Genomic DNA, 14,292 nt, shown 5'->3' with positions numbered 1-14,292 from the left:
AGCCCGCCTGACCACCCCCACCAGGAGTACCGATGACGAACAACGATGTCCGCTCGAAAGCACGAACCAAACCGCTGGCCATCGCTGTGGCCGCGTCGATGCTCCTGGTGGGAGCGGGTGCGGCCTCCGCGGCACCTGGACCCGCCACGGAAGCCGGACCGGCGCTGACCGCGCCGGTCCCGGCCGGCCCCGGCGCCCCGGCCGAAAGGGGGCCGCTGACCAACACAGCACACCTGGACTTCCTGATGGATACTGTCCCGCTCACCCCGGTGGCGGGCCACACCACCTACAAGCTGGACGAGATGCCGTCCGCCCAGGCGCCGTGGACCTACGCCGACAAAGAAGCGGACGGAAGCTACGGACGCGTCGGCGGCGGAGACCTCGACCCCGCCACGGGACACTGGACCCAGGGCGCCTACAACGCCGATGACATCGCACGTACCGCGGTGGTCTATCTGCGGCACTGGCAGCAGACCGGCGATCCCGCCAGCAAGGAGCGGGCATTCCAGGCCCTGCGCTCGCTGACGTTCCTCCAGACCACGGACGGCCCGAACGCAGGCAACGTTGTGCTGTGGCAGCAGTCGGACGGAAGCCTGACCCCCAGCGCCAAACCGGTGGAACTGCCGGACCCCTCCGACTCGGCGGAGTCATACTGGCTTGCGCGCACCGTATGGGCACTCGGTGAGGGTTTCACGGCGTTCCAGGACGACGATCCCGAATTCGCCGGTTTCCTGCAGGACCGGCTGCACCTTGCATTAGGCTCGCTCAACAAACAGTCCCTTGCAAAGTACGGCACCTATGACACCGCGGACGGCGTGCAGGTGCCGGCATGGCTCATCGCCGGCGGCGCCGACGCCTCGGCCGAGGCCGTGCTGGGACTTTCCTCCTATGTGAGCTCCGTTCCGGGCGATGAGTTGGCGGCCACGGCACTGGACCGTCTTAGCGAAGGCGTGGCCGCAATGTCCTCGGGTTCCGCCAGCCAGTGGCCTTTTGGCGCCATCATGCCTTGGAACAAATCGCAGACGCTCTGGCACGCCTGGGGCGGCATGGCCCCCGCCGCCGTCGCCACCGCCTCCGAAGTGCTCGACCAACCAGCGCTGCTTGAAGCGGCAGTCAAGGACACCGCCCAGTTCACACCCCAACTCCTCGCAGCGGGCGGACCGGACAACGCCTGGAGTCCGACGCCCGGCGAAGCACAAATTGCCTACGGCGTGGACTCCCGGGTCCAAAGTCTCGTGGCCACAGCCCGGGCCGCTGATGCGCCGGGCCTGCTGGACCTTGCCGCGGTCACAGCGGGTTGGTTCTTCGGAGCCAACCCCAGCGGCGCCCCGGCCTACAACCCCGCCACGGGAACAGCGATCGACGGCATAGAGCCGGACGGGCGGGTCAATCCCAACTCCGGTGCGGAATCCACCATCCACGCCCTCCTCACCATGCTGGCGCTGGACGCTGATCCGGCGCTGAAGTCGGCTGCCGTGGGGATAAACCGGACGGTGTCCACACGGGGCCTCAGCGTGGTGGAAGCCGAATCGGGCACCATCACCGGCGAGGGAACCGTGGTCAGGCCGTCCTCCGCCTGGACCGGTGAGGCAAACCTCTCCGGCGGCGCCTACGTGGACCTGAAGGCCGGTGCCTCCCTGGACATTCCGCTCCCGGCCTCCGACCAGCCCCATAACATCTACCCCATCGTGAATCGGGGGATAGCCCCGTCCGGCAGCACCGCCTGGACGTCCGCCAAGGGCCCGCTGGGCACCACGGAAAACGGCGGGGCAGGGGAGCAGGGCATCACGGATGCCCCGGGCATCCTCTTCCCCTACTCCCTCAAACGCGCGCTGTCCGCCGGGCTGACCGCCGTCGTCGGCACCACCAATGGAAACGTTGCGCTGGACGCACTGCTCCTGCAGCCGCAGATCTCCACGGTGTCGGTGTCCGGGGCCGGCGGCGATTCCACCCTCTATGTGAGCGCGGCAGGGTCCACAACCGTGAAGGAGGTGGACATTCCGGACGGATGCACCATGGTCCAGCGCCAGTATGATTCTTCCGGTCAGCCGGTCGCAGGCGCGAAGAACGACGCCGGCACGCGGTCGGGGCGCGTGACGGTAGCGCCCGGGGGCTTCACCATGGTGACGTTCCTGGGGCACTAAATCCGGCAGTTGCGGTCCGGTGCCGTCGCGGCACCGGGCCGTGAAGCGGCCCGGCACCCGTGTGACAGGAAGATCCGGCTGAGGCCGATGTGACAACACCAGCCTGCACGGAGTCTAATAAGGGCATGACTGATGAGCCGGAGGTACGCCGCGCCCTGGTCATTGAGGACGATGACGACATCCGCGGACTGCTGGTCCACATTCTCACCAAGCAGGGCTTCCAGGTGTCCGCCGAATCCACCGGGCGGGCCGGGGTCGAGCTGATGCAGCGGGAGGGCGCCGAACTGGTGACGCTGGACCTCAACCTGCCGGACATCGACGGCGTTCAGGTCTGCCGCGAACTGCGCAAGTTTTCCGATGCCTACATCCTGATGATCACGGCCCGCGGCGAGGAACTGGACCGCCTTACCGGGCTCGACACCGGCGCGGACGACTACCTCACCAAGCCGTTCAGCCCCCGCGAACTCGCGTCCCGGATCACCGCCCTGTTCCGCAGGCCGCGCGCCAGTGCCGTCCACGAGGCCGCAGCCAGGGACGAATTGCGACGCGCCGTCGAAGTCCAGCGCAGCCTCCTGCCGGCGGAGGGGTTGTCCCTTGACGGGTTCGACATCGCAGGATCCTTCCGGCCCTCCCGAAATGTGGGCGGCGACTTTTTCGATTGGTACCCCAGCGACGGCGGCCTGCAAATGACGCTCGCCGATGCGATGGGCAAAGGCATGGGCGCCGCGCTGATTGCCGCCACAGTCCGCGCCGTCATGCGCTCCGTGGCCCACCGGACGCCGCTGAGTGAGGCCTTCAGCTCGGCCGGCAGGATCCTGGAAGCCGACCTCGAACAGTCCGCGTCCTTCGTCACGCTCTTCCACGCCAGGCTTGACGCGGCCACCGGGATCCTCCAGTACCTGGACGCCGGCCACGGCCTGGCGCTCCACATCAGGGCGGACGGAAGCTGCTCACGGCTGCTCACCAGCGGACCACCGGTGGGAGCATGGCCCGACCAGGAGTGGGATGCGCACCAGGTTTCGCTGGAGCCCGGCGATTGCCTGGCGGTGGTCAGCGACGGCCTGCTGGATGTCTACCCCGACGTCGAGGTCCTCACGGCCGTCGTGGCCGGCACCGTTTCCGGCCGCGCCAGCGCGCAGGCTGCCTGCGACGCCGTCCTTGAGCTGGCCTCGGGCCGCGATGTTTCCGATGACGCCACTGTGGTTGTGCTGAAACGGGCGCTGTAGTGCATCGGGTACGGTAGCTGCCGCGCCGCCTTCCTGAATGGGGGCCGCACACACGTTACATTCCCGCAATGACAGGGATATTCTGGTGTAACGACGGCATCGGAGACTGGGGGTATGTCCCTCGCCGGACTTTTCTCATCATTGGGGATTATCCGAAGGACGTCGCCTGTGCCTACTCCGCTCAACCAGTCCGTGGCCGATTCTGCCCTCCTAACGCGCTCCCTGCCGCTCGGCCTGCTCCGCGCCTTTGTTCAGTCCGATGCAGCCGACGACGGCCTCACGCCAAGCCTGCTCGCTGAACTCAAGATCCTCGCACGCACTCCCGGGCTGCTGGTGGCCTGCAACTACGGCGGCACGCTCTGCGACGCGGAGGGGATCTCCACCGAAACCCTGCCGCTGGGGAGCGCCGCGATCGCTCTCCGGGCCCTTGCCGCACTGCCCAACACCCACGCGGCCGTCATCTCCGGCAGGTCGCTGCGGGACCTGGCGGCAGTTTCCAGGCTTCCGGCGGAGGTGCACCTCGTGGGCTCCCACGGCGCCGAATTCGACATGGGCTTCGCCCACGGCCTGTCCCTGGCCACCGAATCGGTGCTGCAGCAGGCCAGCCAGGCCCTCGTTGAAACGATCGGCGCCTACAAGGGGATCAGCATCGAGCGCAAGCCCGTTGCGGTGTCCGTACACACCCGGCCGGCCTCGACCGCGATTGTTGCCAAGGTGCTGGAAAAGGCCGAAGAGGTGGCCCGCGCCCACGGCCTGTTCTACATCGTGGACGGCTCCGTGCTGGACCTTTCCGTGGTGGAGCCGTCCAAGGCCGATGCGCTGGAGCACCTGCGCGCCCGCTTGGGCGTGAGTGCCGCCCTCTATGCCGGCGACGCTTCCAGCGACGAACTGGCAATGGCCACCCTGCGCGGCCCGGATATGGGCATCAAGGTGGGGGAGGGCCCCACTGCGGCCACCCACCGCCTCCGGGACCCCGAGTCCTTCGCGCGGGTCCTGGCCATCCTCTTCGAACTGCGGCGGGCCTGGCTTTTCGGGGAGGACGCCGTTGGCCTGGAGCGCCACTCGATGATCGGCAACGGCTCGTCCACTGCGCTGATCACGCCCGAAGCCAAGGTCTGCTGGATGAGCCACCCGCTGCCGGACTCGGGGTCCCTGTTCGCCCATATCCTGGGCGGCGACGCCGCGGGCCACTTCTCGGTGGAACCGGTCAAGGCATCCCAGGTCTTGGGCCAGCGCTATGTGGACAGCACCATGATCGTGGAAACCCGCTGGGCTGACGTCACCGTGACCGACTATCTTGAGCCGGCCCCGGACGGGATCACGAGCCTGGTCCGCGTGCTGTCCGGCAGCGGCGCCGCCCGGATCGTCTTCGCGCCCCGGCCCGACTACGCCAACGCCCCGTTCAGCATGGAGGCGCGGGGCGAGGAACTGCACGTGGTGGGCACGTCCGACCCGATCATCCTGCTGGCTCCCGGCGTCAGCTTTTCCATCACTTCGGACGGCCGCCATGCCACTGCCACCGCGGACGTCAACCTGCGGAATGGCCCCGTGGTGCTCAACCTGCGCTGCGGCGACACCGAGCCAACTCACGCCGGGGTGGGCGGCGAAACCGAGCGCCGCGCCGCCGTCGCCCATCACTCCCGGCGGTGGGTCCAGGACCTGGACCTGCCGGGCGTCAAGCCGTCGCTGGTGCGCCGTTCGGCGCTGGTGCTGCGCGCACTGGTGCACGAACCCACCGGCGCCGTCCTGGCCGCCCCCACCACCTCGCTGCCGGAAGGAATCGGCGGCACCCGGAACTGGGACTACCGCTACTGCTGGTTGCGGGACGGGTCCATGACCGTCAATGCGCTCGTGGACCTGGGTTCCACGACGGAAGCGCATGGGTTCCTGCGCTGGCTGGGCCGGATCCTGGACAACGCCCCCGGACCGGAATGGCTGCACCCGCTGTACTCGGTCACCGGGGCGCCGCTGTCCACTGAGGCCATCATCGAAAGTCTGCCCGGTTACGCGGGATCACGCCCCGTCAGGATCGGCAACGCCGCGGACCACCAGGTGCAGCTGGATGTGTTCGGGCCCATCGCGGAACTGATCTGCGCGGTGAGTCAGCGCGAGGGCACTTTGGAGGATTCGCACTGGGAGCTGATGATCCAAATGGCCTCCGCCGTGATGGCCCGCTGGCACGAGGCCGATCACGGGATCTGGGAAGCGCGCCGCGCACCCCGGCACCACGTCTACACCAAGGTGATGTGCTGGGTAACCCTGGACCGGGCGCTGCGCACGGCGGCCAGGCACGGCAGGGCGCCGGAACCCGAGTGGGCACCCACCGCCGCAACCATCCGCGAGGAAGTCCTCCGCGAAGGCTGGGATGACGGTGCGGCGTCCTACACCGTTGCGTACGACAGCCCCGACCTCGACGCCGCGGTGCTGCACATCGGCCTGTCCGGCCTGCTGGATGTGAACGACCAGCGGTTCCTGGACACCGTCACCGCTGTGGAGCGGGAGCTTCGGGTGGGACCCACCGTCTTTCGGTACAGGTACGACGACGGGCTGCCGGGTTTGGAGGGCGGCTTCCACATCTGCACCACGTGGCTCATCGAGGCCTATGTGGCGGTGGGCCGGATCGAGGAGGCGTGGGACCTGTTCGACCAGCTGGTAAACCTGTTCGGCCCTACCGGACTGCTGCCCGAAGAATACGATCCCGGGACCGAAACCCATCTGGGCAACCACCCGCAGGCTTACTCCCATCTGGGCTTCATCCGCTGCGCCCGGATCCTGGACCAGCACCAGAAGAACTAAGGCGTTGGCCGGGGTGCGGGCCTAGGTAAGGAGCAGGGCCACGCAGATCATGGCCGGTACTGCCACCACCGTGGTGACCAGCACGGTGTCCTTGGCCACGATGATGCCCGTCCGGTAGCGGCTGGCCGCGACGAAAACGTTCTGCGCAGTGGGCAGTGCGGACGTCACGACGACGGCGAAGAGGGCCTGCCCCTCCATGCCGATCAGCCGCGCCACCAGATAGGCGATGGCGGGGTGGATGACGAGTTTGAACGTACTAGCCAGGAGCACGTCGATGCGGCGGCCGGTATCTGCCTGGAGGGGCCGCGACCCGTTCAGGCTCATGCCGAAAGCGATCAGCATGGCGGGGATGGCCGCACCGCCGATCAGGTGGATGGGCTGCATGACCAGCTCCGGCACCTGCCATCCCGTTCCCGCCACCACCAGGCCCAGTGCGGAACCCACGATCATCGGGTTTTTGAGGATCATGAGGGCAAAGCCGGCGGGCGTGGTCCGGTGTGAGCTGGTGGTGGCATCCAGGGCCATCAGGAAGAGCGGGGTAAAGAAGGCCAGCTGGAAGATCAGCAGCGGCGCAACGTAGCTTGCGTCGCCGAGGACATACACGGCAATGGGAATACCCAGGTTGGCGGAGTTCGCCAGGGACGCGCTCATGGACGACATCAGCGATTCGGGCACGGTCCGTTTCAGCAGGAACCGGACAATCACGAAGAAGATTGCGGCCGTGACCATCGCGCCGGCGGCGGTCACCAGCAGGGGAGCGGCAAAGACATCGTGGAGCTTGGCCTTGCTGAGCGTCTCGAACAGGAGCGCAGGGCTCGCCACGAAGAATGTCAGCGCGCTGAGCACGGACCGGGCGTTTTCTCCCAGCACCTTCCGGCGGCCAACGAACATGCCCACCAGGATGATGAACCACACCACGAAGAAGCCCGCGAGAACGCCTAGCACCCGGACGTCCCTGGCGGTTTCCCTGGCAGGCCGGGCGGGTGGGGTTCGGCGTTCACGATCCCAGCTAATCAGATTTATTCAGCCTGAAGCCGGATTGTGGGCAGGATCTCGGCATCCGGACGGGGCCGTTCCGGGGGAGGGGGCCTAGTTCAGGGCGGAGTTGTTGAGTGCGAACGGCGGCCGCATGAGGCCGCGGGTGTGCCCTTCAGCGGGGTCGTTGCCGATCTGGACAATCTTGTTGTCCTTGTCAACATGGACCACCTTGGGCGTGTAGGCCTTGGCTTCTTCGGTGGTCATCTCGGCATAGGTGATCAGGATGACGATGTCATTCTCGTGCATCAGGTGAGCAGCCGCGCCGTTGATGCCGATAACCCCGGAACCGCGCTCTCCGGCGATGGTGTACGTCTCCAGCCGCGCCCCGTTGGTGACGTCAACGATCGCCACGAGTTCTCCGGGAAGAATGTCCGCAGCCTCCAGCAGGTCCAGGTCAACGGTGACCGACCCCACGTAGTGCAGATCGGCATGCGTGACAGTGGCCCGGTGGATTTTGGACTTAAACATTGTGCGATTCATAACGTGCCCAGTCTAACGCCCGGCGCCCTTCCGCGCTGTGACGTAGGGAACTTCCCGCCGTGACCGCAGGGCCGCCGTCGCGCTGTTTTCCCCGGGAATCACGCGGATTTGGCCTCCGGCGGCACCGGGCCGGCGGGGGCAATCGAGTCGGCTGTGACGGCCAGTACCTCGCGGGCGGCGAGGATGGCGGGCCGCTTGGCGCTGGACCTCCGCACGGACGTGAAGACGGTCCGGTGCGGGTTGCCGGGCAGCAGCAGCAGCTGCGCCGACGTTTCCCTGCCGGTCCAGACAAGATCGGGCATCAGGCCCACGGCGTTGCCGGACTCAATCAGCCGGATCTGCGCCTGCAGGTCCGCCGTTTCGTACCGGACGTCAGGCTCGAAACCCGCGCTGCGGCAGGCCTGTTCAGCCCAGTGCCGGGACGCCGCACCCCGGGGCTCCATCACCCAGGCCAGGTCCGCCGTGTCTTCGAGCGAGCGGACGGGCGGCATGCCCTTGTCCGCTCCGGGTACGGCCAGCCGGATGGCGTCCCCGGTGAGCCGGAGGCGGTCCAGTTCCGCGTAGCGCGGGGCGGCATGGCCGGGGTACTGCTCGGCGATGACCAGGTCAAAGTCCCGGGCCCATGTTTCATGCAACGCCGTTTCCGGCTCCCGCTGGACCATCTCGATCCTGACTTCAGGATAAGTCGCCGCCATCCGGGTCAGGGTGCCCGGCATCAGTGCAAGGGCGGCGGACTGGAAGACGGCTATCCGGACCGTTCCGGAAACTGTGGTCAGGCTGGCGGCCAGATCGGCCTCGGCCTGTTCCAGCGTTTCAAGCAGGTGGGCAGTGTGCGCTACCAGGACTTCGGCTTGCGGTGTCAGCTGGACCCGGCGCCCGGTCTTGCGCAGCAGCTGCACCCCGGCCTCCTTCTCCAGCAGTGCCAGCTGCTGCGAAACCGACGAGGGACTGTATTGGAGGGCATCCGCCACCTCGGCCAAGGTTCCACGGATCTTGAGTTCACGGAGCAGCCTCAACCGCCGGACGTCGAGCATCGCTGTTCCTTCGCTAAATCTAATGAATATTAATTAGGAGAATTCACTTTATCTAATGCAATTGGGCTTGCATACTAAACAGACTGAGTTACCCCCATCACAGGGCGGATTGATGGGTCCACATCTAAGCAGGAGTCCCTGATGAGCACAAAAGATTTAGCCCAGTCGATCATGCGGCGTAAGCCTATTGACGACATAGAAGAAGAAAATAAACACAGCGGGTTGATGAAAAGCCTGGGCCTGTGGCAGTTGACGGCCATCGGCGTCGGCGGCATCATCGGCGTCGGCATCTTCTCCCTGGCGGGCCTCGTCGCCCACGGCAGCGAAAGCGAGCCGGGCGTGGGGCCGGCGGTGCTGTTTTCCTTCCTGATAGCCGGCCTTGCCTCTGCGGCCGCCGCGTTGTCCTACGCGGAATTTGCCGGCATGATTCCACGTGCGGGCTCGGCCTACACCTACGGCTATGTGGCCCTTGGTGAAGTGATCGGCTGGTTCATCGGCTGGGACCTGCTCCTTGAGTACATTGCCATTGTGGCCGTCGTGGCCATTGGTATTTCCGGCTACTTTGACGCGTTCCTCTCCGGCATCGGGGTCCACATGCCCGTCTGGATGACATCCACCCCGGACGAGGGCAAGGGCGGAATCGTCAACATCCCGGCCATCGTCGTCTGCCTCATCGTGACCTGGATCCTGTCCCGCGGTACCCGGGCGTTCGGCCGGTTTGAACTGGTGGCGGTGGCCATCAAGGTTGTCCTCATTCTGTTCATCATTGGCCTGGGCATCTTCTACATCGACACGAACAATTACAACCCGTTCATGCCAAGCGGCTTCGGCCCGGTGCTGGCTGGTTCGGCCACCGTGTTCTTCGCTGTCTTTGGCTACGACGCTATGAGTACCGCGGCAGAGGAAGCCACCGATGGCAAGAAGCACATGCCGAAGGCAATCATCCTCTCGCTCATCATCGCCATGTTGCTCTACGTGGCGGCCACGCTGGTCCTCACCGGCATGCAGAACTACAAGGACATCGATCCGAAGGCCGGATTCGCCTCCGCGTTCACCGGCGTCGGCCTGCCCGTCATTGCCACCATCATCTCCGTGTTCGCGGTGCTGTCCATCCTCACCGTGATGCTGACCTTCCTCCTCGGGGTCACCCGCGTGTGGTTCTCCATGAGCCGCGACGGCCTGCTCCCGGGCTGGTTCTCCAAGACGGACCATCACGGCACTCCGCAGCGCGTCACCTGGATCGCCGGTGTTGCTTCGGCCCTGCTGGCAGGCGTCTTCCCGATCAAGGCCGTCGCAGACCTGACCAACATCGGCATCCTGGCCGCGTTCGTGGTGGTCTGTTTCTCGGTGATCGTCTTCCGCTACAAGAAGCCGGACGCTCCGCGCGCCTTCCGGCTGCCCTTCATGCCCCTGGTTCCCGCATTCGGGGTGCTGGCCTCGGCCTTCCTGATGTTCCAGCTGCACTGGGAAACCTGGCTGCGCTTCGGCATCTGGCTCGTGGTCGGGCTGGTCATCTACTTCGGCTACGGCCGCAAGCATTCCCTGATGAACCCGGACAGTCCACGGCACGAAGAGGCCGTCGAGATGCACCGCCCCCTGGCGTAGCCACCCAAAGCCCGCTCGCTTCCTGCCACAAACAACCGGACGCTCTCTCAGATCCGGTGCCATATCGACGAACCCTCTCTCACCCCGGTGGGAGGGGGTTCGTCGTTTCCGGCAGGAAGTGAGAGAGGGTCCGTCAGAAAGGGGCAGGAAGTGAGAGAGGGTCCGGGTGGTTTCCGAACGTTCGGGCGGGATTCAGAATCATCGGATTTTCTAACCTGTATTGCTCAGAAAACGTCGCTTTATCTTAAGTTACGGCAGGCTCATACTGGTGGAAAGAAGGTCCTCACCAACGGAAAGAACGAGTGTTAGCCATGACCCATATTTCTACGGAGCCCGGTGTCCTCGCCGGAAAGACGGTCACCGAAACGGCCCCCGCGGGCGGTTCCCACGTACCCGAGGCCCAGGCCCTGGCCGGGGATACCATCGGTCTGGTGCGCCACTGGTTGACGGAGGCCGCCAAGGTTCCCGTGGACGCCTCCGCTGAACAGCTCGCCGGCGTGCTGAAGGACCCCAACGGGCTCGACTTCACGGTCGGCTTCGTCGACGGCGTGGTCCGCCCGGAAGACCTGCATGTCGCCGCCCGCAACCTGGCAGCACTGGCCCCGAAGGTTCCCGCGTTCCTGCCCTGGTACATGCGCAGCGCCGTCCGTCTTGGCGGCACCATGGCGCCCGTCCTGCCGCAGGTCGTTATCCCGGCGGCCCGGAAGGTGCTCCGCGAGATGGTGGGCCACCTGATCGTCGATGCCACGGACGCCAAGCTTGGTCCGGCCATCGCCAAGATCCGCAAGGACGGCATCAAGCTCAACGTCAACCTCCTCGGCGAAGCCGTCCTCGGTGAGCATGAGGCTTCCCGCCGGCTCGAGGGCACCCACACCCTGCTGGCACGGCCCGACGTGGACTACGTCTCCATCAAGGTGTCCTCCACCGTCGCCCCGCACTCGGTCTGGGCCTTCGACGAGGCCGTGGAGCACGTCGTCGAAAAGCTCACTCCCCTCTTCGCCCGCGCCGCGTCCTTCGCCTCCGGCGGGCAGAAGGCCAAGTTCATCAACCTGGACATGGAGGAGTACAAGGACCTGGACATGACCATCGCGGTGTTCACCCGGATCCTGGACAAGCCCGAATTCAAGGACCTCGAGGCCGGCATCGTGCTCCAGGCCTACCTCCCGGATGCCCTCGCCGCCATGATCCGCCTGCAGGACTGGGCTGCTGAGCGCCGCGCCCACGGCGGTGCCGCCATCAAGGTCCGGGTGGTCAAGGGTGCCAACCTGCCCATGGAACAGGTCGAATCCTCCCTGCACGACTGGCCGCTGGCCACCTGGGGCACCAAGCAGGACTCGGACACCAACTACAAGCGTGTCATCAACTACTCGCTGCACCCGGACCGGATCAAGAACATCCGGATCGGCGTCGCAGGCCACAACCTTTTCGACATCGCCTTCGCGTGGCTGCTCGCCAAGCAGCGCGGTGTGGAGTCCGGCATCGAGTTCGAGATGCTGCTGGGCATGGCGCAGGGCCAGGCTGAAGCGGTCAAGAAGGACGTCGGCTCGCTGCTCCTCTACACGCCCGTGGTGCACCCGGCCGAATTCGACGTCGCGATCGCCTACCTGATCCGCCGGCTCGAAGAAGGCGCCAGCCAGGACAACTTCATGTCCGCCGTCTTCGAACTCTCCGAAAACGAAGTGCTCTTCGAGCGTGAGAAGCAGCGCTTCCTCGCCTCTCTGGCAGAGCTCGACGACGAAGTCCCCGGCCCCAACCGCCGGCAGAACCGCAGCCTCCCGGCCGAGCCGATGCCGCATGACTCCTTCGAGAACACTCCGGACACTGACCCGTCCCTGCCCGCCAACCGCGACTGGGGCCGGGCCATCCTGGAACGCGTTCCGTCCTCCACGCTGGGCAATGCCTCCGTGGAAGCGGCCACCATCACGGACGCTGAGACCCTCAACACGGTGATCGCCACTGCCGTCGAAAAAGGCAAGGCCTGGGGCGCCCTCAGCGGCGCCGAGCGCGCCGCCGTCCTGCACCGCGCCGGCGACATCCTGGAGGCCCGCCGCGCGGACCTGCTCGAGGTCATGGCCAGCGAAACCGGCAAGACCATCGACCAGGGCGACCCCGAGGTCAGCGAAGCCGTGGACTTCGCCCACTACTACGCCGAGTCCGCCCGAAGGCTCGACGACGTCGACGGCGCCACCTTCGTGCCCGCGAACCTCACCGTTGTGACCCCGCCGTGGAACTTCCCGGTGGCCATCCCGGCAGGCTCCACCCTCGCGGCACTCGCCGCCGGCTCCGCCGTCGTGATCAAGCCCGCCAAGCAGGCCCGCCGCAGCGGTGCCGTGATGATCGAAGCACTCTGGGAAGCCGGTGTGCCCCGTGACGTCCTCACCATGGTCCAGCTGGGCGAACGTGAGCTTGGCCAGCAGCTGATCTCGCACCCGGCCGTGGACCGAGTGATCCTGACCGGCGGCTACGAGACCGCCGAACTGTTCCGCTCCTTCCGCAAGGACCTGCCGCTCCTGGCCGAGACCAGCGGCAAGAACGCCATCATCGTTACGCCCAGCGCAGACCTGGACCTAGCCGCCAAGGACGTGGCCTACTCCGCCTTCGGCCACGCCGGACAGAAGTGCTCCGCCGCCTCGCTGGTGATCCTGGTGGGATCCGTGGCCACTTCCAAGCGGTTCCACAACCAGCTGATCGACGCGGTCACCTCACTCAAGGTTGGCTACCCCGCAGACCCCGCCAGCCAGATGGGTCCGATCATCGAACCCGCCAACGGCAAGCTCCTGAATGCCCTCACCACCCTCGGCGAAGGCGAAAACTGGGCCGTTGAGCCGCGCAAGCTCGACGAAACCGGCAGGCTCTGGAGCCCGGGTGTCCGCTACGGCGTGCGCCGCGGATCCTACTTCCACCTCACCGAGTTCTTCGGCCCGGTCCTCGGCGTCATGACGGCGGATACCCTCGAGGACGCCATTGCCATCCAGAACCAGGTGGAGTACGGCCTGACCGCCGGCCTGCACTCACTCAGCACCGAGGAAGTGGGACTCTGGCTGGACACCATCCAGGCCGGCAACCTCTACGTAAACCGCGGCATCACCGGGGCCATCGTGCAACGCCAGCCGTTCGGCGGCTGGAAGAAATCGGCCGTCGGCGCCGGTACCAAGGCAGGAGGGCCCAACTACCTCGTCGGCCTGGGCGAATGGGTCAGTAAAGCCAGCACCGCGGGCGGAGCATCGGCGGCCGTGACCAACTCCGGCGTTCGCCGCGTGTTGGGTGCCGCGAAGGGCTCACTGGACGCTCCCGCCGTCGAAGCCCTGGAGCGTGCCCTGGCCTCCGACGCCCTTGCCTGGGCCGAAGAGTTCGGCACCGCCAGGGATGTTTCCGGGCTGAGGGCGGAGCGGAACATCTTCCGCTACCGCTCCCTGCCGGTAACGGTCCGCCTCGCCGAAGGCGAGCCGGTGGCCGCCTTGGTCAGGACAGTAGCCGCCGGCGTCCTGGCCGGTTCGGCACTGACGGTTTCCACCGCCGTCGAGCTCCCCGCTCCGCTGCAGGCAGCGCTCGCCGCCCTGGACATCACCGTCACGGTGGCGGACGACGCCGCGTGGCTGGCTTCCGCAGCCACGCTCGCTGAGGCCGGAAAGCTGTCCGGCGGCCGGATCCGGCTTCTTGGCGGCGACGCGAAGGCACTGGCTGAAGCCACCGGTGGACGTCCGGACCTGGCCATCTACGCCCACCGGGTCACCGAAGCCGGCCGCGTGGAACTGCTGCCGTTCCTGCACGAGCAGGCTGTCAGCATCACCGCGCACCGGTTCGGGACGCCCAACCACCTCTCGGACAGCCTGATCTAAGGGGCTTCTTTTCTCAAGGGGTTGGGGGCCGCCTTGCCAGTGCGGGTTCCAGCCAGAAATAAATCGCCGCCGTCAGGCACCCTCGGGTGCCTGACGGCGGCGATTTATTTGCTGACGTGAAACTGTGTAG

General features: G+C 66.5%; 8 protein-coding genes. 5 read left to right on the top strand and 3 right to left on the bottom strand.

Translation table 11 applies throughout. The features are described 5' to 3' along the window. The first annotated feature begins 32 nt into the window (after positions 1–32). The 3 genes from ARTH_RS19710 (at position 33) to otsB (ending at position 6,166) form a co-directional block, all read left to right on the top strand. The gene (locus ARTH_RS19710; RefSeq protein WP_011693714.1) at positions 33–2,144 is read left to right on the top strand and encodes a hypothetical protein; all 2,112 of its coding nucleotides are present in this window, start codon (positions 33–35) and stop codon (positions 2,142–2,144) included. Positions 2,145–2,269: 125 nt separating this feature from the next. Continuing rightward, complete coding sequence (locus ARTH_RS19705) at positions 2,270–3,370, top strand: PP2C family protein-serine/threonine phosphatase (RefSeq protein WP_043430116.1); 1,101 nt, start codon at positions 2,270–2,272, stop codon at positions 3,368–3,370. 168 nt (positions 3,371–3,538) lie between these two features. Then, on the top strand, positions 3,539–6,166 hold the full coding sequence (otsB, locus tag ARTH_RS19700; protein WP_043430114.1) for a trehalose-phosphatase: 2,628 nt from the start codon (positions 3,539–3,541) through the stop codon (positions 6,164–6,166). 21 nt (positions 6,167–6,187) lie between these two features. Here otsB and ARTH_RS19695 read toward each other — a convergent pair whose 3' ends face one another. The 3 genes from ARTH_RS19695 to ARTH_RS19685 all read right to left on the bottom strand — a co-directional run bounded on the left by ARTH_RS19695 (position 6,188) and on the right by ARTH_RS19685 (position 8,718). After that, complete coding sequence (locus ARTH_RS19695) at positions 6,188–7,111, bottom strand: AEC family transporter (protein ID WP_011693711.1); 924 nt, start codon at positions 7,109–7,111, stop codon at positions 6,188–6,190. A gap of 144 nt (positions 7,112–7,255) precedes the next feature. Continuing rightward, entirely contained in the window at positions 7,256–7,684 is a 429-nt protein-coding gene (gene panD, locus ARTH_RS19690; RefSeq protein WP_011693710.1) for an aspartate 1-decarboxylase, read from the bottom strand. Positions 7,685–7,782: 98 nt separating this feature from the next. Continuing rightward, the gene (locus tag ARTH_RS19685) at positions 7,783–8,718 is read right to left on the bottom strand and encodes a LysR family transcriptional regulator (RefSeq protein WP_011693709.1); all 936 of its coding nucleotides are present in this window, start codon (positions 8,716–8,718) and stop codon (positions 7,783–7,785) included. A gap of 141 nt (positions 8,719–8,859) precedes the next feature. Here ARTH_RS19685 and ARTH_RS19680 point away from each other — a divergent pair, with 141 nt between their 5' ends. Both ARTH_RS19680 and ARTH_RS19675 read left to right on the top strand, forming a co-directional pair. Beyond that, positions 8,860–10,323: an amino acid permease gene (locus tag ARTH_RS19680; protein WP_011693708.1), complete on the top strand. Its 1,464-nt coding sequence runs from the start codon at positions 8,860–8,862 to the stop codon at positions 10,321–10,323. A gap of 311 nt (positions 10,324–10,634) precedes the next feature. Continuing rightward, positions 10,635–14,162 (top strand): bifunctional proline dehydrogenase/L-glutamate gamma-semialdehyde dehydrogenase, encoded by a 3,528-nt coding sequence (locus ARTH_RS19675; protein WP_011693707.1) that lies wholly within the window; start codon positions 10,635–10,637, stop codon positions 14,160–14,162. Positions 14,163–14,292: the final 130 nt, after the last annotated feature.

Origin of the sequence: Arthrobacter sp. FB24 (genome assembly GCF_000196235.1) — a bacterium.
Classification (GTDB): Bacteria; Actinomycetota; Actinomycetes; order Actinomycetales; family Micrococcaceae; genus Arthrobacter.
The sequence above is the reverse complement of the archived record's forward strand: the minus strand, read 5'-3'. Positions and strand labels throughout refer to the sequence as shown.

What these genes read in the sequence shown, in the direction of transcription:
- ARTH_RS19680 (WP_011693708.1), top strand. Translation starts at nt 8,860, where the DNA reads ATGAGCACAAAAGATTTAGCCCAGTCGATCATGCGGCGTAAGCCTATT.
- ARTH_RS19685 (WP_011693709.1), bottom strand. Translation starts at nt 8,718, where the DNA reads ATGCTCGACGTCCGGCGGTTGAGGCTGCTCCGTGAACTCAAGATCCGT.
- ARTH_RS19705 (WP_043430116.1), top strand. Translation starts at nt 2,270, where the DNA reads ATGACTGATGAGCCGGAGGTACGCCGCGCCCTGGTCATTGAGGACGAT.
- ARTH_RS19675 (WP_011693707.1), top strand. Translation starts at nt 10,635, where the DNA reads ATGACCCATATTTCTACGGAGCCCGGTGTCCTCGCCGGAAAGACGGTC.
- panD (WP_011693710.1), bottom strand. Translation starts at nt 7,684, where the DNA reads ATGAATCGCACAATGTTTAAGTCCAAAATCCACCGGGCCACTGTCACG.
- ARTH_RS19710 (WP_011693714.1), top strand. Translation starts at nt 33, where the DNA reads ATGACGAACAACGATGTCCGCTCGAAAGCACGAACCAAACCGCTGGCC.